This is a genomic window from Catellatospora sp. TT07R-123 (assembly GCF_018327705.1).
GTDB lineage: Bacteria > Actinomycetota > Actinomycetes > Mycobacteriales > Micromonosporaceae > Catellatospora.
The window spans coordinates 3,912,381-3,933,061 of the sequence record NZ_BNEM01000002.1 but is presented as its reverse complement, the minus strand read 5'-3'; the positions used below and the strand labels follow the sequence as shown (position 1 = coordinate 3,933,061).

Here is a 20,681-nt window from a genome sequence, read left to right as displayed (position 1 = left end):
TCTAGCCGCAACAACATCCACAGGACCTGGGATGATTCCGGGTGTGACCAAAGACCTCGCCGCCGACAGCGCCCCGGTCCGGGCGAAGCGGGTGCTGGCGGGGCTGGACGACGAGCAGCGCGCCGCCGTGGTCGCCCCGGCCGGTCCAGTGTGCATTCTGGCTGGTGCGGGCACCGGCAAGACGCGCGCGATCACGCACCGGATCGCGTACCGGGTGGTGACCGAGCAGGTCCAGGCGCGGCATGTGCTGGCGGTCACGTTCACCGCGCGGGCCGCCGCGCAGCTGCGCGAGCGCCTGGCCGCGCTGGACGCGCGCGGGGTGCAGGCGCGCACCTTCCACGCCGCCGCGCTGCGCCAGCTCCGCTTCTTCGCGCCCCGGCTGCTGCGCGGCCGCGAGATGCCGGAGCTGGTGGAGAGCAAGGCCCGGCTGATCACGCTGGCGGCGGGCCGCGCCGGGGTGCGGGCCGACCGCGTCGCCGCCCGCGACCTGGCCGGCGAGATCGAGTGGGCCAAGTCGTCCCTGGTGGAGCCGGGGGAGTACGCCGTCGAGGCGGCGAAGGCCGGGCGCGAGGTGCCGCTGGAGGTCGCCCAGGTCGAGGCGGTGTTCAAGGCGTACGAGCAGGTCAAGCGCCAGCAGGGCGTGATCGACTTCGAGGACCTGCTGCGCGCGATGTGCTGGGGCATCGAGGAGCACTCCGACGTCGCCGAGCAGGTGCGCGCGCAGTACCGCCACTTCGTCGTCGACGAGTACCAGGACGTCAACCCGTTGCAGCAACGGTTGCTGGAGGCGTGGCTGGGCGGCCGCCGGGACCTGACCGTGGTCGGCGACGCCGCGCAGACGATCTACTCGTTCACCGGCGCGACCTCGTCGTACCTGGTGGATTTCGCGCGCTCGCACCGCGACGCGACCGTGGTGCGGCTGGTGCGCGACTACCGGTCCACCCCGCAGGTGGTGGGCCTGGCCAACGCCGTGATCCGGCAGGCGAAGGGCAGTGAGGCGCGGCTGCGGCTGGACCTGATCGGCCAGCGCCCGCCCGGCCCGCAGCCGGACCTGCGCACGTTCCCCGACGAGGCGAACGAGGCGATCGCGGTGGCGCGCCGGTGCGCCGAGCTGATCGCGGCGGGCACGCCCGCGGCCGAGATCGCGGTGCTGTTCCGCGCCAACGCCCAGTCGGAGACGTACGAGCAGGCGCTGGCCGAGCACGGCGTGCCGTACGTGCTGCGCGGCGGCGAGCGCTTCTTCGAGCGCCCCGAGATCCGCCAGGCGATGGTGGCGCTGCGCGGGGCGACCCGCTCCGACGCCGGCGGCGACCTGGTCGGCACGGTCGGCGCGGTGCTGACCGGGCTGGGCTGGCAGCCGGACCGGCCGCCCGCCGGAGGCGCGGCGCGTGAGCGCTGGGAGTCGCTGGCGGCGCTGGTGCGCCTGGCGACCGAGTTCCGCCCCGAGCCGGACGCCCAGAGCGGACTCGTCGCGTTCACCGAGGAGCTGGCGCGCCGGGAGCACGCGCAGCACGCGCCCACGGTCGACGGGGTGACGCTGGCCAGCCTGCACGCGGCCAAGGGCCTGGAGTGGGACGCGGTGTTCCTCGTCGGCCTGGTCGAGGGCACCCTGCCCACCGGGTACGCCCGCACGCCGGAGGCGCTGGAGGAGGAGCGGCGCCTGCTGTACGTCGGGATCACCCGGGCACGGCAGTGGCTGTGGCTGAGCTACGGCGAGGCCCGCTCGCCGGGTGGCCGCGCCCGCCGGGCCTGCCGCTTCCTGCCCGGTCCGGCCGACGGCGGGGCGGTGCCGTCGGCGCGGCGCGCGGCGGCGGTGCCGGGTGCCCCGGCCGAGCGGCGGGTGCGCACCGTGATCGTGACCTGCCGGGTGTGCGGGGCGAGCCTGCTGACCGGCCCGGAGCGCAAGCTCGGCCGCTGCATGACCTGCCCGTCGACGCTGGACGAGGCGCTGCTGGAGCGGCTGCGCGACTGGCGCGGCCGGGTGGCGGCGGTGGCGCGGGTGCCCGCGTACGTCGTGTTCACCGACGCGACGCTGACCGCACTGGCCGAGCGTCGTCCATCTGACACATCGGGTCTGGTGGAGATCGCGGGCATCGGCCCGCGCAAGTTGGCGCAGTACGGCGACGCTGTACTGGCCCTGCTCAATGGCATGGCAGTGGCAGATCTGATGCCCGATCAACCCGATTCAGAAGATCTTCAAAAAGATTTGGCAACAGAGCCGTAAAACCGTTTGCGCGCCCCCGCCCCGGGGGCATAGCCTTCGGTCACACCTCAAAGAGCGCACATCTGTGCTGCTCGGAGAGTGTGATTCACGTTCTGTAGCGACTAGGGCACGTTCGGAGAGGAGGCGAGTCCCATGGAGATGACCAACACGATCACCCTGTCGGTGTTCGCTTCTGCCTGCGCGCCGACGTTCGCGTTGCCCGTGAACCCCGTCCTGCCCGTGGACCGTGCCCTGGTGGCCTCAGTCCCGGCAGTCGCCAGCCCGCTGGCGGCCCAGCTGATCGCCCAGCGACAGCTGCACTGGACCCCGAGGAACCCGATCCTGGCCACCGCTGCGGCGGGTGCCCCGGTCCTGATGAGCAACACGAGCATCACCAGCAGCAACAGCACCACCAAGGGTTACCGGAAGAACGAGTCCGAGGGCGTCAAGCTCGATGGATTCGGCGGCGTTCCACCTCGAGGTATACCGGTCTAGCAGACCGAACCGGCTCACCTCGAGGCCGCGGAACCCGTACACCGGGATCCGCGGCCTTAGTTATTTCCGGTCAACAGACCGGGCCCCCGATTTGCAGCCACCGCAACTGCAAACGAAGGAAAGGTGACCGAAAGATGAGTCTGGCGTTGGCCCCAGTCCTCGACTTCAGCGTCGAGCTGGGTGCAGAGCTGCCCTGCCGCAAGTTCGACCCGGACCTGTGGTTCTCCGACGCTCCCGCGGAGCTCGAGCTCGCCAAGTCGATGTGTGGCGAGTGCCCCCTCAAGGTCGAGTGCCTCGCCGGGGCGCTGGAGCGCGAGGAGCCGTGGGGCGTATGGGGCGGTGAGATCTTCGAGCGGGGTGCCGTCGTGGCGCGCAAGCGTCCGCGTGGCCGTCCGCGCAAGGACGACCTCGCCCGCGAGGCGGCCCTCGTGGCCGAGACCGAGGCGCGGGTCGCCGCGACGGTCACCGCGCGCGAGTCGGTCCGACTGGCCGCCTGAGCTCTGCCACCATCCACACCAGCCGCCTGCCGGCTAGCAAGTTCCCGAATGGAAGAAGAAATGAACGAGAAAATCGGAGTCACCGACATGTATATGATCCACGAAATCATGAGCCGGGCTCGAATGCCGAAGCCTCAGACCATCCCCTCTGAGGCTTCCCGTTCCGCTCGACAGGTCATCATCGCCGCTCAGCGGCGCGCCCGAGAGTTCTCGATGCGCTGAGAATGACCGCCTGACGCGTGTACACCATCGGATGCCCGCCGCTTCCCCAGCGGCGGGCATCCTTATTTCGTACGGCATTCCGTACGGCCCGGTCAGTGCTCCGGTTCGGCGAAGCCGGGCAGCCAGCGCTGGAGGATCTCGCGGTAGCCCGCCTTGGCTTCGAGCTGGCAGAGCACCCCGATCGATCCCAGCGTCACCCGGTGGATCATCAGGTACGACGGCGGCAGGTTGAGCTGGCGCCCCAGCTGGTACGCGGGACCGCGCGGGTTGGCCAGGCGGGCCGCCTCGTCGCGCAGCCACTGCCGGGTGAAGCGGAACTCCTCGACGGCCAGCGGCTCCAGCATCGGCCGGACGAAATCCAGCAGGGCCTGCGCGTCCACCTGGGTGTCGGGCCGCACGAACCCCTCGGCCCGCAGCCCGGCCAGCACCGCGTCGGACTGCCCGGCCAGCGCGAGCCGGGTGATCCGGCCGACGGGCTCGGGCAGCCCCTGGGGCAGCCGTGCCACCGCGCCGAAGTCGATCACCGCGAGCCGTCCGTCGGGCAGCAGCCGGTAGTTGCCCGGATGCGGGTCGGCGTGCAGTAGCCCGGCGCGTGCCGGGGCAGAGAAGTGCAGCGTGGCCATGAGCGCACCGGCCCGGTCCCGCTGGGCCACAGTGCCACTGCCGATGATCTTCGACAGCGGGATGCCCTCGACCCACTCGGTCACGATGACCTGCGGCGCCGCAGCCAGCACCTGCGGCACGAGGATCTCCTCATCCCCGGCGTACGCGGCGTGGAAGGCGCGCTGGCTCTCCGCCTCCAGCTCGTAGTCCAGCTCCTCCACGACCCGCTCGCGCAGCTCGGCGACGAGCGGCTTGACGTCCAGTCCGGGCTGGATCACCTTGAACAGCCCGGCCAGCCGCGACAGCTGGGTCAGGTCCGCGATCAGTGCCTCGCCGGCGCCCGGATACTGCACCTTCACCGCGACCGGCAGGCCGGTGCGCTTGCGGGGCACCTTCCACTCGGCCCGGTGCACCTGCCCGATGCTGGCCGCCGCAGCGGGGGAGTCGTCGAACTCGCGGAACATGGTGCGCCAGTCCGGCCCCAGCTGCTCGGCCAGCACCTTGTGCACGGTCGCGGCGGGCAGCGGCGGGGCCGCCTCCTGCAACTTCACCAGCGCCTCGCGGTACGGCTCCGCCAGCGCGTCCGGCAGCGCGGCCTCGAAGACGCTCAGCGCCTGGCCGAGCTTCATCGCCCCGCCCTTGAGCTGCCCGAGCACGCTGAACAGCTGCTCGGCGGTGCGCTCCTGGATCTCGGCGCTGATCACGTCGGAGGCGAGGCCGGTCATCCGCTTGCCGAAGCCGAGCACGGTCCGCCCGGCGAAGCCGAGCGGCAGGGACGCGAGTTTGGCGGTCCGGGAGACGGCTCGGCGCGGAATGTCGGTCACCGTGCCATTGTCGCCGACCTCGGGCCGGATGGGTCGTTGCGCGGTGAAGACTTCGTGAAGGGCCCCCCGCCGCTGCTGATCATCTGCGCCGCCGGGTGCAGTCGCAGGCAGGGTGCGGTGCCCACGAGCGCCGTCGCCACGGCGCCACCCCGTTGATCTCCACGGTGGTGCCGATCGTGGTCGGTTCGGCGCCGTCGAGGTAGGCCAGGACCTCCGCGGCGGCGAACCCGGCCGCGGTGACCCGGGTGGCCGCCGCGCACGGATCGCGTTCCGGCACCGCCTGCACCAGCTGCGCGGCCAGGTCGGGCCAGCACGGGTCGCGGTCGGCCCGGTGCAGCTCCAGGCAGTGCAGGCAGGGGCCGCCGGTGGCGGGCACCAGCGGGCCCACCACGGCGGTGCCGTCACGCACGCCCAGGGCCAGGTGCGGCACGCGGCGGCGGGTGCCCCGGCCCGTCACGGCGGGACCGACCTGCACCCGGAACGTGGCGTCGGTGGCGCGCATCGGGTGCCGGGCGGCGCCGGAGACCCGGGCGGTGCCGCCGGGAGTGCGCACCCAGGCGACGGTGCCGACCCCGGCGGCCTGCAGCGTCTGGCCGAGCAGGTCGGCCAGCGGGCCGGTGCCCGCCACCACGATCCGGGCGGCGCCCCGGCGGCGCAGCGTCCGCGCCGGGCGGGCGCCGTGCTGCCCCGCCTGGCGCAGCGCCAGCGCGGTGGCCTCGTCGCGCAGCTCGTCGCGCCGGTCCGGGGGCAGGGCGGCGGGCAGCAGCGCGTCGGCGGGCACGACCAGCCCGGCCTCTACCAGCGCGCCCAGGATCTCGTGCACCTGCGCCGCGGCCATGCCGATGCGGCCCATCTCGGCCAGCACCGCCCGCTCGGTGCGGGCGCCGTCGAGCAGTTCGAACAGGCGGGCGGCGGCGGGGTGCGGCAGTTCCAGCACGACCGCCTGGCCGGGGTCGGTGCCCAGCTGCACGGTGTGCCGGTTGCGCCAGAGCAGGCGCAGGCCGGGTAGCAGCGTCGGGCGCGGCATCGGATGACGTTCCACGGGGTGAGCCTGCGGTGCCGCGCGGCTGTCCACCGGGTTATCCACAGCCCATCCCCGTTGATCAAGGCGTTTTCCACAGCCTCGGCCGTAGTTATCCACAGATCTTTGAGAGATTTGTCGGGTGTACGACAGAAGGCCCGCGTAACCTCGCGGGCCTCCTGTGCTGCGTGTCGGACGGTCGGCGGGCTCAGGCCTTGCCGAGAATGCGGTTCACCGTGGTGCCGCAGACGGGGCAGGGACCCTTGGCCATCCGCATGCCGGTCTTGGAGATCTCCACCTTCCCGGTGAAATCCCGCTTCTCCTTGCACTTCACGCAGTAGCCGTTGTACTTCTCCTCGGACACGATTCCTCCTCCATGATCGACAATGACGGGCGCTGGTGGGGAGCTGACAACCGACCGCCGGGTCAGGGCGGACGGCCGAGATGAGCCACTAGCGACGGATCGCCTGGCGCCACCGCCGGGGCGCCCGTGCTGTGACGGTCGAAGTCTGCCTGTCCGGATCGATCTGACTAGTCAGGTTACGCGAGACACGCCGGAGTCATCACGCTTGTCGAAGATGAGGCATTCTCTGGAAGTCGCCTGCGTATTGAGCAATGTCCCTTATGACAACCTAGGCGATCATGCTCTTCGCCAAGAATTTTCTTGGCGAAGAGCACCTATCCCCGCAAATCTGGCGATGATCACAAGATTGACCCTTGCGGAACCCTGGGAGGCGGCCGCTAGCGTCCTTGCCGTGAGCAACACCCCCCTGGTTACCCCCGCAAACCGCCTGGCCCGTGCCGGTCGCTGATGGCCGCCGCACGCAAGCCCGTGGTCGAGGTCCGGCGCAGCGAGCGTCGGCGTCGGACGGTGTCCGCCTACCGGGAGGGCGAGCGGGTGGTGGTGCTCATTCCGAGCCAGTTCTCCCGCGCCGAGGAGAGCGAGTGGGTCAACAAGATGCTCGCCCGGCTGGCCGCTCGTGATCTGCGCAGCCAGCGCAGCGACGCCGACCTGGAGATGCGGGCGCGGCAGCTCGCTGGACGCTACCTGACCGAGTTCGGGGCGATCGCGATGCCCGCCAGCGTCCGCTGGGTGAGCAACCAGAACGGGCGATGGGGCTCCTGCACCCCGGCCGACCGCACCATCCGGCTGTCGGAGCGCGTGCGCGAGATGCCCGGCTGGGTCGGCGACTACGTGCTGCTGCACGAGCTGGTGCACCTGATCGTGCCCAGCCACAACGCCCGCTTCTGGGAGCTGGTCGGCCGCTACCCGCGCACCGAGCGCGCCCGCGGCTACCTCGAAGGCATCGCCGCCTCCGGCCACTGACGGGCCGCCCGCCCACGCCGCCCGCGCCGCGCGCACACCAAGATCGGAAAAGTTGCCGGGCAATCGGGCGTATTCACCTTCAAGATACGCACGATCGCCCGGCAACCTGGGTGATCTTGGGTCAGTGGGGGCCGTCGGGGTTCTGGTCCGGGTTGTCGTCGGCCGGGCCGGGCTCCGGGTTGGGGGCCAGGTTCTCCAGGGCGCTGATGTCCCAGTCGGTCTCGGCGTGGGTCGCGTACGCGACCGGGTCGGCGAACGCCTCGTCGTCCGGGAGCAGGTCGGGGTGGGCCCAGAGCGCGTCGCGCCCGTCGACGCCGCGGTGCTCGGTCAGCGCCGTCCACAGGGCCGCGGCCTCGCGCAGGCGGCGCGGCCGCAGTTCGAGCCCGACCAGCGCCGCGAACGTCTGCTCGGCCGGTCCGCCCGCGGCGCGGCGGCGCCGGAACGTCTCGGACAGCCGGACCACGTTGGGCAGGCGCCCGGCGGCCGCGGCCTCCACGGTGTGGCACACCCAGCCCTCGACCAGGGCCAGCGTCGTCTCCAGCCGGTTGAGCGCGGCCCGCTGCTGCTCGCTGTCCTCGGGCGTGAAGATGCCCTCCAGGCGCAGCTCGCTCATGGACTCGGGGTCGGCCGGGTCGATGCGGCCCAGGGCCTCCTCGATCGCCTCCCGGTCCACCTTGATGCCGTTGGCGTACGCCTCGACGGCGCTGAGCACGTGCCCGCGCAGCCACGGGACGTGGCCGAACAGCCGCTGGTGGGCGGCCTCGCGCAGGGCGACGAACAGGCGCAGCTCACCGGCGTCGAGTTCCAGGCCCTCGCCGTACGCCCGGATGTTGGCCGGGACGAGTGCGGCCGTGCCGGCGGGGCCCAGCGGCAGGCCGATGTCGCCGGCCGACAGCACCTCGGTGGCGAGCTTGGCGAGTGCCTGCCCGAACTGGCCGCCGAACAGCGCGCCGCCCAGGCCGTTGATCATCGCGGCCATCGGGCCGAGCTGGGCGCGGCGCTCCGGCGGGACCAGGTCGCTCATGGCGGCGACCATCCGCCCGGCCACCGGGTCGGCGAGCTTGCGCCAGACGTCCAGCGTGTTGAAGATCCACTCGTTGCGGTTCCAGGCCGCGGTGCTCACCAGGCCGCTGGGCAGCGAGGTGACCGGTTCGAGCCACAGGTCCGCCAGCCGCAGTGCCTCCCCGACCTCGGCGCGGTCGGCGGCCGACACCGCCGGGTCGCCCTCGGTGTTCAGTGCGGTGGTGGCGACCTGCCGGGCGAGGTCCCAGTTCACCGGGCCTCCGCCGGGCTGGCTCATGGCCATGAGCTGCTGCAGACCCGCCAGGAACTGCTGCATCTGCTGCGGGTCGTTGGGGTCTGGTGGTTGGCCGCCGGGGAAGGCGAACCCGAATGGGGTGTCAGGCACGCCCTCCACCGTACGCGAAGTTGAGCCGAAGTGACTCATACCCCGGGCTGATCGGGGACAATTCAGGGTCGGCGGCTCTAGGAGCCGGGAACCCGGCGGCGGCGGCTACGCTGGCCCGCATGAAACGTCGCGGTGTGACCGTACTGGCGGGCTTCGTGCTCGCCGTGCTGCTGGTGGCCGGGATCAACCTGGCCCGGGTGCCCTACGTGGTGATGAGCGCCGGTCCCACCGTGAACACCCTGTCAGCCGTGGACGACAAGGGGCGCGCGTGCACCGTTGGCGCCAAGGACGCGCCCAAGAGCTGCCAGAACGTGATCCAGATCGCCAAGACCGACGCCTCGGCGTCGAAGGGGCAGCTGCGGCTGGTCACCGTCAACGTGCAGTCCAGCGTGAACGTGCTCGACGTGATCAAGGGCTGGTTCTCCGACGAGCAGGCGGTCATCCCGTACGAGTTCGTCTATCCGCCGGACCGCACCAAGGACCAGGTCGAGCAGCAGAACCAGGAAGAGTTCAAGAACTCGCAGAGCAGTGCGGAGACCGCCGCGCTGCGCAAGCTGGGCTACCCGGTGCGTGTCGGCGTGGGCGGGGTCACCGCGGGTGGCGCCGCCGACGGTCTGCTGAAGAAGGACGACGTGATCGACGCCGTCGACGGCACCAAGATCGAGTCGCCGTCGCAGCTGATCGAGCTGGTCAAGGCCAAGCCCGCCGGGACCGTGCTGAAGTTCGAGGTCACCCGTGACGGCAAGGCCGAGACGGTCGAGGTGACCACCCGGCCCGCGTCGGACACCGACAAGACCCCGCGCATCAACATCGAGGTCACCACGGTGCAGCCGCACCCGTTCGACCTGACCATCAAGCTCGACGACATCGGCGGCCCGAGCGCCGGCCTGATGTTCGCGCTGGGCATCATGGACAAACTGACCCCGGAGGACCTCACCGGCGGCAAGATCATCGCCGGTACGGGCACCATCGACGACGACGGCAAGGTCGGCCCGATCGGCGGCGTGCCGCAGAAGCTGTACGGTGCCCAGGCCGCCGGGGCCGTCGTCTTCCTCACCCCGGCCGACAACTGCGCCGAAGCGAAGGCCAACGCCCTGCCCGGCCTGCCGCTGGTCAAGGTGGCGACCCTGGACGACGCGCTGAACGCGCTGGCCACGCTGCGGGCGGGCGGCCAGCCGCCGACCTGCTGACACCGTCGGCCCTGCGACGCAGGTCACGTGGTTCTTGCGCGGCCACGTAGGCTTCCTACGTGGTGACCCGATCAAGTCAACTGCCGCACATGAGCCGCCGCGGCCGCGCCTGGCTCATCGTGCTGACCGGCCTGCTGGTGTTCTTCGCCCTGATCGGATGGGTGGTGGACGCCTGGACCGAGTGGCTGTGGTTCGACGAACTCGGCGCGACCAGGGTGTTCACCGGGCAGCTCGGCACCCGGATCGGCCTGTTCGCGGTCGTCGGCCTGATCATCGGGGCGTTCCTGTTCGGCAACCTGTACCTGGCGTACCGGCTGCGGCCGTTCCTGCCCCCGACCGGGGTGGAGCAGCAGACGCTGGAGCGCTACCGGTATCTGCTCGGGCCGCACCTCAACCGGTGGTTCGCGCTGCTGTCGGCGGCGATCGCGTTCTTCGGCGGCCTGGCCGCGCAGGGCCACTGGCAGCAGTGGCTGCTGTTCGAGAACGCGGTGCCGTTCGGGCAGAAGGACCCGCAGTTCGGCACCGACATCGGGTTCTACGTCTTCAAGCTGCCGTTCTGGCAGTACCTGCTGAACACCGGCTTCACGGTCACGGTGCTGGCGCTGCTCGGCGCGATGGGCGTGCACTACCTCTACGGCGGGGTGCGCCTGGCCGGGCCGGGCGACCGGATGACCACGGGCGCGCGCGCCCACCTCACCAGCCTGGTGGCGCTGTTCGTGGTCCTCAAGGCGATCGCGTACGTGCTGGACCGCCGGGCGCTGCTGCTGGACACCATCACGGGCACCGGCCTCACCGGCGCCGGCTACACCGACGTGCACGCGCTGCTGCCCGCCAAGGAGATGCTGACCTACATCTCCGTGATCGTGGCGATCGCGATCCTCATCTTCTCGAACGCGTGGCTGCGCAACCTGACCTGGCCGGGTGTGGCGCTGGGCCTGCTGGCCATCTCGGCGGTGGCGATCGGTGGCATCTACCCGTGGGGCGTGCAGACGTTCCAGGTGGACCCGAGCCGCAACAGCCGGGAGGCGCCGTACATCGAGCGGGCCATCGCCTCGACCCGGACCGCGTACGGGCTGGACACGGTGGCGAGCACGCCGTACTCGTCGGAGACGCTGGTGCCGCCGACCACCCTGGCGCAGGACAAGACGATCGTGCCGAACATCCGCCTGCTCGACCCGGCGGTGGTCTCGGAGACGTACACGCAGCTGTCGCAGGTGCGCAGCTTCTACCAGTTCGGCGACAAGCTCGACATCGACCGCTACATCGTCGACGGCAAGCTCGCCGACTACGTGGTCGGCGTACGTGAGATCGAGTACAGCAAGCTGTCGGCGGCCCAGAACAACTGGATCAACCGCCACACGGTCTTCACCCACGGCTACGGCCTGGTGGCGGCCCCGGCGAACACCACGGTCTGCAACGGGCAGCCGTTCTTCGTCTCCGGCTTCTTCAGCGGGCAGCAGCAGCAGGCCAGCGAGCAGGGCTGCTCCTCGACCACCGACAAGCTGCCGGTCGACCAGCCGCGCATCTACTACGGCGAGCGGATGAGCGACTACGCCGTGGTCGGCAAGACCGACGGCGGCACGAGCGCCGAGTACGACCGCCCGACCGGCGACACCAGCGACGCCCGGTACACGTACACGGGCAACGGCGGCGTCTCCATCGGCTCGACCTGGCGCCGGCTGCTCTACTCGATCAAGTACGCCGAGTCGAAGTTCCTGCTGGCCGACGCGGTCAACGCGAACTCGAAGATCCTGTACGAGCGCGACCCGCGCGACCGGGTGCAGAAGGTGGCCCCGTTCCTGACCCTGGACGGCGACCCGTACCCGGCGGCGGTGAACGGCCGCATCGTGTGGATCGTCGACGGCTACACCACCAGCGCGAACTACCCGTACGCGCAGCGCATCGACCTGCAGGACGCCACCAGCGACTCGCTGACCGGCGACGGCACGTTCCGGCTGGCCAAGCAGGAGATCAACTACATCCGCAACTCGGTCAAGGCCACCGTCGACGCGTACGACGGCAAGGTCACCCTGTACCAGTTCGACGATAAGGACCCGGTCCTCCAGGCCTGGAACAACGCGTTCGGCGGCAAGCTGATCACCCCGAAGGACAAGATCCCGGCGGAGCTGGCGGCGCACTTCCGCTACCCGGCGGACATGTTCAAGGTGCAGCGCGACCTGCTCACCCGGTTCCACGTCAACAACGCCAACGACTTCTTCAACGCCCCCGACTTCTGGGCCGTGCCCAACGACCCGGCCGGTCACGGCGACGCCAAGCAGCCGCCGTACTACCTGCTCACGCAGCTGCCCGGTCAGACCGAGCCCCGGTTCCAGCTCACCTCGGCGGTGACCCCGGCGGCCCGGCAGAACCTCGCCGCGCTGATCTCCGGGTCGTACGTCGACGGCAAGCCGGTGCTGGAGGTGCTGGAGCTGAACAAGGACGGCCGGATTCCAGGCCCGGGCCAGGCCCAGCAGCAGATGGAGAACGACGGCGCGGTGCGCCAGCAGCTCAACATCTGGGGCGCGAACGTGGTCAAGGGCAACCTGCTGTCCCTGCCGTTCGGCGGCGGCATGCTCTACGTCGAGCCGATCTACCTGCGCTCCAACGGCGAGAAGGCGTACCCGCTGCTGAAGAAGGTGCTGCTCAACTACGGCGACAAGGTGGCCTTCGCGGACACCCTCGCCGACGGCATCAAGCAGCTCGTGGGCACCACGACCAACACGCCGCCCGTGGTCACGCCGGAGCAGCCGCCACCGGTCACGGGCACCCCGCTGGCCACCGCGGCGGCGAAGGTCGACAAGGCCATCGACGACCTGCGGGCGGCGCAGCAGAAGGGCGACTTCGAGGCGTACGGCAAGGCGCTGGCCGCCCTGGACGCGGCGATCAAGGAGTTCGAGGCGGCCAACGCCGCCGCGAACCCGCCCAGCGCCACGCCGACGCCCGCCCCGAGTCCCACGCCAACAACGGGCTGACCAGCGCGTACGGGGTGATCCGGAACATATGTCCCGGAACACCCCGGCACCGATTTGCAGCCCCGGCGATCAACAGGCTAGTGTTAAGGAGCCGACGCGGGGTGGAGCAGCTCGGTAGCTCGCTGGGCTCATAACCCAGAGGTCGCAGGTTCAAATCCTGTCCCCGCTACAAAGAAGTTCGAGGGCGCTCATCCGGATCACCGGGTGAGCGCCCTTGATCGTTGGCGGGTCAGCCCCGCAGGGTGGCGATGGCCTTCTCGATGCGCCGCTGGCGCGTCTCGGGCTTCTTCGCGCTCTCGATGGCGTGGACGTGCTCGCGCTTGTGGCTGTACGCCAGCTTGTCGTACGCGGCGCGGGCGACCGGGTCGTCGTCCAGCGCCTTGGCGAAGTCGGCAGGCTCGGCGACGACACGCGGTTCGGTGTCCAGCTCGACCTCGACCTCGACCTCCTCGCCGATCGCGACACCAGCGGCCAGCCGGTTGGCGTTGCTGAGGCCGAGCAGGTGGCGTCCCCGCATGATGGCGACGCGGCTCTGCCAGGAATGCCCGCCGACCGTGATGGTCACCGCCGGGCGTGCGCCCCCGCCGAGCGCCGACACGACCTCGGGCGGGACCTCCAGCCCTCGCATGGGCTCCGGCGGCTCGACGACGGTCCGAAACTTCATGGTCTTATCCTCCTGCTCTGCCGGCATCGCGGCGGCCGTCCTGGGCACCGCTGCCGGCTACTCCGCGTAGGGCTGGTCCTCGCCCTGGGCGCTGTAGCCGAGGCTCCAGACGTAGCCGTCCGGGTCGGCGAAGGTGCCGCCGTATCCGCCCCACGGCAGGGCGCCGGCGGGCTTGAGGATCGTGGCACCAGCCTTCTCCGCTTCCGCCATGATCTCGTCGACCCGGGCCTCGGTGCGGACGACGTACGTCAGCACCAGCCCGCTGAAGCCGCTGCCCTCCGGGCTCGTGCCCACCTGGCCCGCCAGCCCCTCGCGGCTGTAGAAGCCGACAGGCGAGGCGCCGTCGGACTCGAAGAACACCGAGATGCCGTAGTCGTTCTGGACCTTCCAGCCGAGCCCTTCGGTGTAGAACTGCTTGGCCCGGTTCATGTCCCGAACGCCGAGAAGAATCGAGCTGACGTGTGCCTTCATGTCTTACTCCTGGTGGTGGGGCGGCTGAGCGCTGATCGGTTACGAATAGAGCTTCTCCCGGCCGCGGTCGGCGGGCATCCGTGCCGACCACGGAGACCACCACGGACCCGTCCTACGGGTAGGCACAAGAATCGGGGCGCTCATCCGCTGGATGAGCGCCCCGATGGCTTTCGGCCGGGGTGTCAGTGTGCGAGCAGCGCGTCGTAGAAGTCGCGGTAGCGCTGCACCGCCTGCCGCAGCTGCTCGGTGTCGGTGCCCGCGTCCTGCGCCACCGACGCCAGCTCGTCGTGGCGTCGGGACAGCTCCTCCTGCATCGTGCGCAGCGCCTCCTCCACGAGGTCACGCAGCTCGGCCGTGATCGCGGCCGGGTCGTCCACGAACCGCAGCTGGAGCGCCTCCCAGCGGTCCCGCAGCCGGTCGGTCTGCCCGTCCGCCCACAGCGTGGCGGGCAGCGGCCGGCTCGGGTCCTCCGCGGTCGGCACGGCCGCGACCCCGACCGCCGGGCGGTCGGCGTCCAGCGTCGGCGCGTCGGCGCCCGCCGCCGCAGCAGCCGCGGCCACCTCGGCGTCGCTCAGCGCCTCCTCAGCCGTCGCGGCCTCCTCGGCCGTCGCAGTCTCGTCCCGCCGCGCGACCTCGTCCCGCAGGTCGGTCTCATCCCGCAGGTCGGCGTCGGTCCGCAGGTCGGACTCGTCGCGCAGGTCCGCGTCGGTCCGGTCGCCGTCGGCGGGCACGTCGTCGTCGAGGTGCTCCGACAGCGGGGCCGCCTCGTCGGTCTCCGGGCGGAACTCGCCGGGCCGGTCCTCGTCGGCCAGCCCGTCGTCCTCGGTCTCGTCGCCGGTGGCGGCGTCGGACGGCACGTACACGCCGTCCCGCTCCTCCAGGTCGATCGCCTCGTCGTCGCCGCGCGCCTCCGGGCGCTGCGGTGCGTCCACGTCGACCACCTCGCCCTCGGCCACGTGGTTGCCCTCGTAACCGCGCGGCGCCTCGGCACGCGGCATGTCCTCGTCCTTGTCCAGCTCAGTTCGCGTGTGCGTGTCGTACGTGGTCATGCGTGCACCTCTTTCGGCTGCGGGGCGTCGTCGGTTCGGGGGGACTCGCGCTCGGTCAGGGGCGCCACCGGTTCCTCGCCCAGCAGCTGCGCGGCCAGCTTGCGGTAGTGGACGATCGCGACCCGCAGGTCCTCGGTGTCCGCCTGCCCGGCGCGGTCGCGCTCGCTGATCTCGTGGGCGTGCCGGTACGACTCCAGCGTCCCGGCGTGGTCCACCGACAGCTGGGCCAGCTGCTCGTCGTAGTCCCCGGTGGGGTAGCCCCGGGCCGCCACGAGTTCGGTGATCAGGTCGTCTGCCTCCGCGACGGCCGCCGAGGGCTCGTCGACGAAGCGGTGCTGCACCTCGCGCCACCGGGCGGCGAACCCGGCGCGCTCGTCGTCGCTCAGTTCGCGCAGCTCCAGCTCGGCGTGGCGGCGTTCGCGCTCGCGCAGCTCGTGCTCGGCGGCGGTGCGGGACTCCTGCTCGGCCAGTACGCGGTCGTATTCGGGCCCGAACCGCTGCCGCAGCGCCGCCCGGCGGGCGACCAGCCACGCGCCGACCCCGCACAGCACGAGGACGACCACTACCGCGATCAGCAGGACCAGCTGTGTCGATGTCATGGTGGGGTACCTCCTTCAGAGGCGGAGATACCCGACCGCCGACCGGTCAACCCTCCGGGCGCGATCTCAGCGGGCGGGCGCGTCCTCGACCAGCAACCCGAGGTCGTGCAGCTCCTGGTCGGACTTGTCGTGCAGCTTGCGGCCGAGCAGCACATGCGGCTTGTGTACGACGATGCCCGCGGGCTCCGACGCCAGCGGCTCCTCCCAGCCGTAGAACAGCGCGGCCAGCCGGAAGCAGAACCCCGCCGTCACCGGGATCCACGCCGACCACCAGGTGCTCAGCCCGGCGGTGTCGCAGGCGATCCACACCACGCCGGTGAGCAGTGCGGTGCCGACGAACCACTCGCTGCGGATGAACTGCTTGGGCGGGACGCCGCTGCACAGGTCGATGTAGAACCGCCCGGCGGTCGGGCCGATGACGGCCAGCAGCAGGATGCCGATCGCGGGGATACCGGCGGCGGCCGACTTCTCGGCGGCGGCCACGGCATACCAGGGCAGCGAGAAGGCGGTCATGAGCTGGAAGAAGCCCTCGCGGAACAGCTGCCCGGGGCCGTAGGCGACCTTGTAGCCGACGTATCCGAAGATCACGCTGAGGGTGATGAACGCCGGGTTGGTCAGCGCGCTCGGGACCTGGTTGATGAGCACGTCGCGGGTGACGCCGCCGCCGATGCCGCCCAGCAGCGCCATCAGGATCACGCCGATCACGGTGTACTGCCGGAAGTGGTCGGGCCGCCGGGCCAGCAGGGCACCGTTCAGCGCGTTGGTCGACGCGGCGATGAGGTTGATCAGGGTCTGATCGCCGAACCACTGCCACCCGCCGAACTGGATGGAATGCCCCAGCCCACTCATATCCGCAGCGTATCGGCGAAACCCCCAAACCAGTGCAGTATCACCAACCACGCCCCAGCCACCTCACACCCGCAGCCCAATCTGCGCCGACCCCGCCGATCTCCGCCGATCTCCGCCGATCTCCGCTGAAGATCGCTGCCTGCGGTCAAGACATGCACTAGAACCGCCCTCCTTGACCGGAAACGGCGATCTCCGACCCTTGCGCGCCGAGGTCAACGGCGCGGATCTGGCGATCGCCGGTCCGCTGCAGAAGGGCCGATTCGTGGCCCTGTGCTGGATCGGCCAGATCTACCGCCACATCGCCGACCCCAAACCCGCCTACGTCGCGGATTGGGACCTCCTGCCGCCCTGGCAGCAGGAGACCGACGCCGACATCTTCGAACGTGTCGAAACCATGATCCGCTGACCGTAGCCGTTGAAGATCGCTATCTGCGGTCGAACCGCAGCGCTGGACTGCGCAGTTCGACCTAAACCCGCGATCTTGGAGCGCGCGGAGCCTACGGGAAGCGGAGATGTCTAGCGGATTCCTCGCCGAAACGACGATCTACTGCTGAAGATCGCTGCCTGCGGTCAAAAGGTGCGCTCGAACTGCACTCCTTGACCGGAAACGGCGATCTTCGACCGCCGCCGCCACCACCGCGACCCGGCCGCGTTCGGCGTGACCCGGCCGCGTTCGGCGTGACCCGGCCGCGTTCGGCGCGATCCGCCGCGACCGGCGCGGTCAGAGATCGCTGCCTGCGGTCGAATAACGGCGCTGGACTGCGCAGTTTGACCTGAAACCGCGATCTTGGCGGCGCGTCGGGGCGCGCGGGAGGCGGAGGTGTTCCGGGAGGCGGAGGTGTTTCGGGAGGGCGGGGACGGGTCAGGCTTCGGCGCGGCCGTGGCGCCAGTAGCCCATGAAGGCGACCGAGGCGCGGTCGAAGCCGAGCTCCGTGACCAGGTGGCGGCGCAGGGTACGGATCATCGCCGCCTCCCCGGCCAGCCAGGCGTACGCGGTGGTCCCGGCGTTCTCCGGCACCTCCCACAGGATCCCGGCGTCGACGTCGACGTCCTCGATCTCCGCGCTGGCGCCCGCGCCCGGCACCAGGCGCGCGGCCGCGGCCTGGACCGCCGGGATCAGGTGGGTGCCGTGGGCCCGGCCGTCGCGGGCCAGCCACTGGATCGTCACCCCGGCGGGGGCGACGAGGCCGAGCTCGTCGGCGGCGACCGGCACCTCCAGGATCGCGGCGCCGACGGTGTCGTCGGGCAGCCGCTCCAGGATCGCCGCGATGGCGGGCACCGCGGTCTCGTCCCCGGCCAGCAGCACCGGGGTGCCGGGCGCGGGCGGCCGGAACTCGACGCCGCCGTGCTCGCCGGGGTACGCGGCGTTCGGTCCGAGCAGCATGATCTCGTCGCCGGGCCGGGCGGCACGGGCCCAGCGGGAGGCGGGGCCGGTGTCGCCGTGCAGGGCGACGTCCACATCGACCTCGCGCAGCTCGGGGCGTACGGCGCGGGCGGTGTAGGTGCGGATCGGGTTGCGCCGCTCGACGGGCAGCGACCGCCACGCGGTGTACCAGTGCTCGTCGGTGGGCAGTTCGGCCAGCCCGAGGCCGGGCAGCGGCAGGACGAGCTTGATGCGCTGGTCGTAGCCGTTGTCGGCGAAGGTGTGCAGGTCGGCGCCGGTGAACGTCAGGCGCAGGAACGAGGGGCTGAGCTCGGCGGTCCGTACGACGGTGGCGGTGAAGAAGCGCCAGGGTTCGGTGACGGACATGCCGGGCCTCCACGGGGATGTGCGATGCCGCCCCGCCGATGGCTCAACCGGCGGGGCGGCGATTTAGGTTAGGCTAGCCTATCCATCGGTGTCTAGGCCACGAGGTCGAGTTCCGCCGGTGCGGCCGCCGGGGCGGGGTCGGCCGCGACCTGCGGGACCCGGCGCAGCGCGATCAGCGCGATCACGGCACCGAGCGCCATCACCGCGACCGCGCCGAACGCGGCGGCGTGCATCCCCGTGGAGAAGGCGGCCTTCGCCGAGGTCAGCAGGTCGTGCGCGGCCGGGCCGGGCAGGGTGCGGGCGACGGCCGCCGCCCCGGCCAGGGTCTCCCGGATGGTGCCGGCCGAATCCTCCAGCCCGGCGGGCACCGGCACCTCGTGCCGGTAGACGGCCGCGCCGAGGCTGCCCAGCAGCGCCATGCCGAGCGCGCCGCCGAACTCGGTGCCGGTCTCCGACACGGCCGAGGCCGCACCCGCCTGCTCCACCGGCACCGCGCCGACGATCATCTCGGTGCCCAGGGACATCACCACGACCAGGCCCACTGCGTACAGCATCGCGCAGACCAGCAGCAGCCACAGCGGGGACGTCGCCTTGACCAGCTGCAACGCGGCGAACCCGACCAGCGCGATCAGGAATCCGCCGCACACCAGGTGGGCCTTGCGCACCCCGCGCTGGGCCAGCGCCGCCGCTCCCGGCGCCGCACCGCCCACGACCAGCGACGGCGCCAGGCTCCACAGCGCCGCCTTCAGCGGCGTCATGTCCAGCACGGACTGCAGGAACTGGGTGGTGAAGATGGCGAAGCCGACCAGGCCGAACATGGCGATCACGCTGACCGCGATGGCGCCGCCGAACGCGGGCCGCCGGAACAGGGCCAGATCCAGCATCGGGTACGCCGCAGCGCGCTGGCGCCACACGAACCCCGCGCCGAGCAGGACCCCGACCCCGATCGCGGCCAGCGGCCGGGCGCTCACGCCGTTGGCGGCCAGTTCCTTGACGCCCCAGATCACCGGCAGCACCGCGCCCAGCGACAGCACCGAGCCGGGCAGGTCGAACCGCCCGCCCTGGACGTGCTTCGACTCGGGCACCAGCGCCGGGGCGAGCACGACCAGCAGCAGCATGAACGGCACGTTGATCAGGAAGACCGAGCCCCACCAGAAGCGCTCCAGCAGGAAGCCGGACAGGATCGGCCCGAGCGCTATGCCCGAGGTCAGCGCGGCGGTCCAGATCGCGATCGCGGTGGCCCGCTGCTTCTCCTGCTGGAACATGTTGCGCACCAGGGCCAGCGTGGACGGCATCAGGGTGGCGCCGCCGATGCCGAGCAGGGCGCGGGCCCCGATGAGCGCCCCGGCGGTGTGCGCGTACGCCGCGGCGGTGGAGGTGGCGGCGAACGCGAACGCGCCGATCAGCAGCAGCCTGCGCCGCCCGATCCGGTCGCCGAGCGCGCCCATCGTGATGAGCAGCCCGGCCAGCACGAAGCCGTAGATGTCGAAGATCCACAGCTGCTGGGTGGCGCTGGGGTGCAGGTCGAGGCTGATGAAGGGGACGGCGAAGTAGAGCACCGACACGTCCATGGAGACCAGCAGCAGCGGCAGCAGCAGCACCGTCAGGCCGATCCACTCGCGCCGGCCCGCCAGCGGGGCGATCTGGGGACTCATGGGAGACCACCTTCTGCGTACATAGTACGCGCTTCTGTGTATGCCATACGCTTTACTGTGTACGTTATACGCGGTACTAGGATTGGCGGTCAAGCGCGAAGTCGCGCACCGAACAGAGCGGGAAGCAGATGGAGCTGGACAGCACGGCCCTGCCGCCGAACATCGCGGCTGCCTGGGGGCTGCGCGAGCGGCCGGGCAAGGGGCCCAAGCCCGGCCTCAGCCTCGACCTCGTGGTCGCCGCGGGCATCCGCGTCGCCACGGCCGAGGGCATCGGCGCGGTGTCGATGAGCAAGGTCGCCGCCGCGGCGGGCGTCTCGACTATGGCCCTCTACCGGTACGTGCGCTCCAAGGACGAGCTGCTGGAGCTCATGGTCGACGCCTGCATCGACGCACCGCCCCCGCTCGACCCCGCCCTGGACTGGCGCGACGGCCTGACCGCTTGGGCCTGGGCCGTCCGCACCGTCTACCTCGCCAACGCCTGGGCGCTCAAGGCCCCGATCAGCGGCCCCCCGGCCACCCCGCACCAGCTCGCCTGGCTGGAGGCGGGCCTGCACTACCTGACCGGCGCACCCCTGTCCGAGGCGCAGAAGATGTCCGTGATGCTGCTGCTCAGCGGGTACGTGCGCAACGAGGCGACGCTGACCGCCGACATCACCGCCGCCACGGCCGCGGCCTCGGCGACGATGGACGACGCGCTGGCCATGTACGGCAAGCTGCTGCGGATGCTGGTCGACCCCGCCAAGCTTCCCGCGCTCGGGCGCGTGGTCGAGGCGGGGGTGCTGGAACGGGCCGACGACCCGACCGAGGAGTTCCTGTTCGGACTGGAGCGCATCCTCGACGGCGTGGGATTGCTCATAGCCCGGCAGGCCTGACCGGCCCACC

20 protein-coding genes and 1 tRNA gene are annotated in these 20,681 nt (G+C 71.2%); 10 read left to right on the top strand and 11 right to left on the bottom strand.

Features of this window, described 5'->3' with window-relative positions:
- Positions 1-43 precede the first annotated feature (43 nt).
- From Cs7R123_RS37335 to Cs7R123_RS37320, 4 genes are all read left to right on the top strand, one after another.
- Positions 44-2,224, top strand: a complete 2,181-nt coding sequence (locus Cs7R123_RS37335; RefSeq protein ID WP_280517351.1) for an ATP-dependent DNA helicase UvrD2 — start codon at positions 44-46, stop codon at positions 2,222-2,224.
- 132 nt (positions 2,225-2,356) lie between these two features.
- On the top strand, positions 2,357-2,698 hold the full coding sequence (locus Cs7R123_RS37330; RefSeq protein ID WP_212833672.1) for a hypothetical protein: 342 nt from the start codon (positions 2,357-2,359) through the stop codon (positions 2,696-2,698).
- A gap of 134 nt (positions 2,699-2,832) precedes the next feature.
- Entirely contained in the window at positions 2,833-3,195 is a 363-nt protein-coding gene (locus Cs7R123_RS37325; protein WP_212833671.1) for a WhiB family transcriptional regulator, read from the top strand.
- A 60-nt stretch (positions 3,196-3,255) separates the two neighbouring features.
- The gene (locus tag Cs7R123_RS37320; protein WP_212833670.1) at positions 3,256-3,417 is read left to right on the top strand and encodes a hypothetical protein; all 162 of its coding nucleotides are present in this window, start codon (positions 3,256-3,258) and stop codon (positions 3,415-3,417) included.
- 92 nt (positions 3,418-3,509) lie between these two features.
- On the opposite strand, the gene Cs7R123_RS37315 is transcribed toward Cs7R123_RS37320, so the two are convergent.
- The 3 genes from Cs7R123_RS37315 to Cs7R123_RS37305 all read right to left on the bottom strand — a co-directional run bounded on the left by Cs7R123_RS37315 (position 3,510) and on the right by Cs7R123_RS37305 (position 6,229).
- The gene (locus Cs7R123_RS37315) at positions 3,510-4,844 is read right to left on the bottom strand and encodes an AarF/ABC1/UbiB kinase family protein (RefSeq protein WP_212833669.1); all 1,335 of its coding nucleotides are present in this window, start codon (positions 4,842-4,844) and stop codon (positions 3,510-3,512) included.
- 79 nt (positions 4,845-4,923) lie between these two features.
- Positions 4,924-5,886 carry a hypothetical protein gene (locus tag Cs7R123_RS37310; protein ID WP_212833667.1) on the bottom strand — a complete coding sequence of 321 codons (963 nt, stop codon included), beginning with the start codon at positions 5,884-5,886 and terminating at the stop codon, positions 4,924-4,926.
- Positions 5,887-6,073: 187 nt separating this feature from the next.
- Complete coding sequence (locus Cs7R123_RS37305) at positions 6,074-6,229, bottom strand: DUF5679 domain-containing protein (protein WP_212833665.1); 156 nt, start codon at positions 6,227-6,229, stop codon at positions 6,074-6,076.
- 447 nt (positions 6,230-6,676) lie between these two features.
- On the opposite strand from Cs7R123_RS37305, the gene Cs7R123_RS37300 reads away from it, so the two are divergent.
- On the top strand, positions 6,677-7,192 hold the full coding sequence (locus Cs7R123_RS37300) for a M48 family metallopeptidase (RefSeq protein ID WP_212833663.1): 516 nt from the start codon (positions 6,677-6,679) through the stop codon (positions 7,190-7,192).
- Positions 7,193-7,313: 121 nt separating this feature from the next.
- On the opposite strand, the gene Cs7R123_RS37295 is transcribed toward Cs7R123_RS37300, so the two are convergent.
- The gene (locus Cs7R123_RS37295) at positions 7,314-8,600 is read right to left on the bottom strand and encodes a zinc-dependent metalloprotease (protein ID WP_212833661.1); all 1,287 of its coding nucleotides are present in this window, start codon (positions 8,598-8,600) and stop codon (positions 7,314-7,316) included.
- A gap of 119 nt (positions 8,601-8,719) precedes the next feature.
- On the opposite strand from Cs7R123_RS37295, the gene Cs7R123_RS37290 reads away from it, so the two are divergent.
- The 3 genes from Cs7R123_RS37290 to Cs7R123_RS37280 all read left to right on the top strand — a co-directional run bounded on the left by Cs7R123_RS37290 (position 8,720) and on the right by Cs7R123_RS37280 (position 12,931).
- Positions 8,720-9,790 (top strand): PDZ domain-containing protein, encoded by a 1,071-nt coding sequence (locus Cs7R123_RS37290; protein WP_212833659.1) that lies wholly within the window; start codon positions 8,720-8,722, stop codon positions 9,788-9,790.
- Between the two features lie 89 nt (positions 9,791-9,879).
- A complete protein-coding gene (locus Cs7R123_RS37285) occupies positions 9,880-12,762 on the top strand; it encodes a UPF0182 family protein (protein WP_212833657.1) in 2,883 nt (960 codons plus the stop codon).
- A gap of 95 nt (positions 12,763-12,857) precedes the next feature.
- A tRNA-Met gene (locus Cs7R123_RS37280) sits at positions 12,858-12,931 on the top strand.
- A gap of 60 nt (positions 12,932-12,991) precedes the next feature.
- Here Cs7R123_RS37280 and Cs7R123_RS37275 read toward each other — a convergent pair.
- From Cs7R123_RS37275 to Cs7R123_RS37255, 5 genes are all read right to left on the bottom strand, one after another.
- Positions 12,992-13,426 carry a YdeI/OmpD-associated family protein gene (locus Cs7R123_RS37275; protein ID WP_212833655.1) on the bottom strand — a complete coding sequence of 145 codons (435 nt, stop codon included), beginning with the start codon at positions 13,424-13,426 and terminating at the stop codon, positions 12,992-12,994.
- 57 nt (positions 13,427-13,483) lie between these two features.
- Positions 13,484-13,897, bottom strand: coding sequence for a VOC family protein (locus Cs7R123_RS37270; RefSeq protein WP_212833654.1), 414 nt, complete (start codon positions 13,895-13,897; stop codon positions 13,484-13,486).
- A 182-nt stretch (positions 13,898-14,079) separates the two neighbouring features.
- Entirely contained in the window at positions 14,080-14,946 is an 867-nt protein-coding gene (locus tag Cs7R123_RS37265; RefSeq protein WP_212833652.1) for a hypothetical protein, read from the bottom strand.
- The gene (locus tag Cs7R123_RS37260) at positions 14,943-15,545 is read right to left on the bottom strand and encodes a hypothetical protein (RefSeq protein ID WP_212833650.1); all 603 of its coding nucleotides are present in this window, start codon (positions 15,543-15,545) and stop codon (positions 14,943-14,945) included. The genes Cs7R123_RS37265 and Cs7R123_RS37260 overlap by 4 nt, the downstream gene beginning before the upstream one ends.
- 66 nt (positions 15,546-15,611) lie before the next feature.
- Complete coding sequence (locus tag Cs7R123_RS37255; RefSeq protein WP_212833648.1) at positions 15,612-16,394, bottom strand: trimeric intracellular cation channel family protein; 783 nt, start codon at positions 16,392-16,394, stop codon at positions 15,612-15,614.
- A 172-nt stretch (positions 16,395-16,566) separates the two neighbouring features.
- Between Cs7R123_RS37255 and Cs7R123_RS37250 the strand changes: the two genes are divergently transcribed.
- Positions 16,567-16,800 carry a hypothetical protein gene (locus Cs7R123_RS37250; protein ID WP_212835149.1) on the top strand — a complete coding sequence of 78 codons (234 nt, stop codon included), beginning with the start codon at positions 16,567-16,569 and terminating at the stop codon, positions 16,798-16,800.
- Positions 16,801-17,256: 456 nt separating this feature from the next.
- Here the strand turns inward: Cs7R123_RS37250 and Cs7R123_RS37245 are convergent, their stop codons facing one another.
- Both Cs7R123_RS37245 and Cs7R123_RS37240 read right to left on the bottom strand, forming a co-directional pair.
- Positions 17,257-18,144 carry a siderophore-interacting protein gene (locus tag Cs7R123_RS37245; RefSeq protein WP_212833646.1) on the bottom strand — a complete coding sequence of 296 codons (888 nt, stop codon included), beginning with the start codon at positions 18,142-18,144 and terminating at the stop codon, positions 17,257-17,259.
- A gap of 92 nt (positions 18,145-18,236) precedes the next feature.
- Positions 18,237-19,799: an MFS transporter gene (locus Cs7R123_RS37240; RefSeq protein ID WP_212833644.1), complete on the bottom strand. Its 1,563-nt coding sequence runs from the start codon at positions 19,797-19,799 to the stop codon at positions 18,237-18,239.
- A 128-nt stretch (positions 19,800-19,927) separates the two neighbouring features.
- On the opposite strand from Cs7R123_RS37240, the gene Cs7R123_RS37235 reads away from it, so the two are divergent.
- Positions 19,928-20,671, top strand: a complete 744-nt coding sequence (locus Cs7R123_RS37235; protein ID WP_212833642.1) for a TetR/AcrR family transcriptional regulator — start codon at positions 19,928-19,930, stop codon at positions 20,669-20,671.
- Positions 20,672-20,681 lie beyond the last annotated feature (10 nt).

What these genes read in the sequence shown, in the direction of transcription:
- Cs7R123_RS37330 (WP_212833672.1), top strand. Translation starts at nt 2,357, where the DNA reads ATGGAGATGACCAACACGATCACCCTGTCGGTGTTCGCTTCTGCCTGC.
- Cs7R123_RS37325 (WP_212833671.1), top strand. Translation starts at nt 2,833, where the DNA reads ATGAGTCTGGCGTTGGCCCCAGTCCTCGACTTCAGCGTCGAGCTGGGT.
- Cs7R123_RS37320 (WP_212833670.1), top strand. Translation starts at nt 3,256, where the DNA reads ATGAACGAGAAAATCGGAGTCACCGACATGTATATGATCCACGAAATC.
- Cs7R123_RS37300 (WP_212833663.1), top strand. Translation starts at nt 6,677, where the DNA reads ATGGCCGCCGCACGCAAGCCCGTGGTCGAGGTCCGGCGCAGCGAGCGT.
- Cs7R123_RS37290 (WP_212833659.1), top strand. Translation starts at nt 8,720, where the DNA reads ATGAAACGTCGCGGTGTGACCGTACTGGCGGGCTTCGTGCTCGCCGTG.
- Cs7R123_RS37285 (WP_212833657.1), top strand. Translation starts at nt 9,880, where the DNA reads ATGAGCCGCCGCGGCCGCGCCTGGCTCATCGTGCTGACCGGCCTGCTG.
- Cs7R123_RS37275 (WP_212833655.1), bottom strand. Translation starts at nt 13,426, where the DNA reads ATGAAGTTTCGGACCGTCGTCGAGCCGCCGGAGCCCATGCGAGGGCTG.
- Cs7R123_RS37270 (WP_212833654.1), bottom strand. Translation starts at nt 13,897, where the DNA reads ATGAAGGCACACGTCAGCTCGATTCTTCTCGGCGTTCGGGACATGAAC.
- Cs7R123_RS37265 (WP_212833652.1), bottom strand. Translation starts at nt 14,946, where the DNA reads ATGACCACGTACGACACGCACACGCGAACTGAGCTGGACAAGGACGAG.
- Cs7R123_RS37260 (WP_212833650.1), bottom strand. Translation starts at nt 15,545, where the DNA reads ATGACATCGACACAGCTGGTCCTGCTGATCGCGGTAGTGGTCGTCCTC.
- Cs7R123_RS37255 (WP_212833648.1), bottom strand. Translation starts at nt 16,394, where the DNA reads ATGAGTGGGCTGGGGCATTCCATCCAGTTCGGCGGGTGGCAGTGGTTC.
- Cs7R123_RS37245 (WP_212833646.1), bottom strand. Translation starts at nt 18,144, where the DNA reads ATGTCCGTCACCGAACCCTGGCGCTTCTTCACCGCCACCGTCGTACGG.
- Cs7R123_RS37240 (WP_212833644.1), bottom strand. Translation starts at nt 19,799, where the DNA reads ATGAGTCCCCAGATCGCCCCGCTGGCGGGCCGGCGCGAGTGGATCGGC.
- Cs7R123_RS37235 (WP_212833642.1), top strand. Translation starts at nt 19,928, where the DNA reads ATGGAGCTGGACAGCACGGCCCTGCCGCCGAACATCGCGGCTGCCTGG.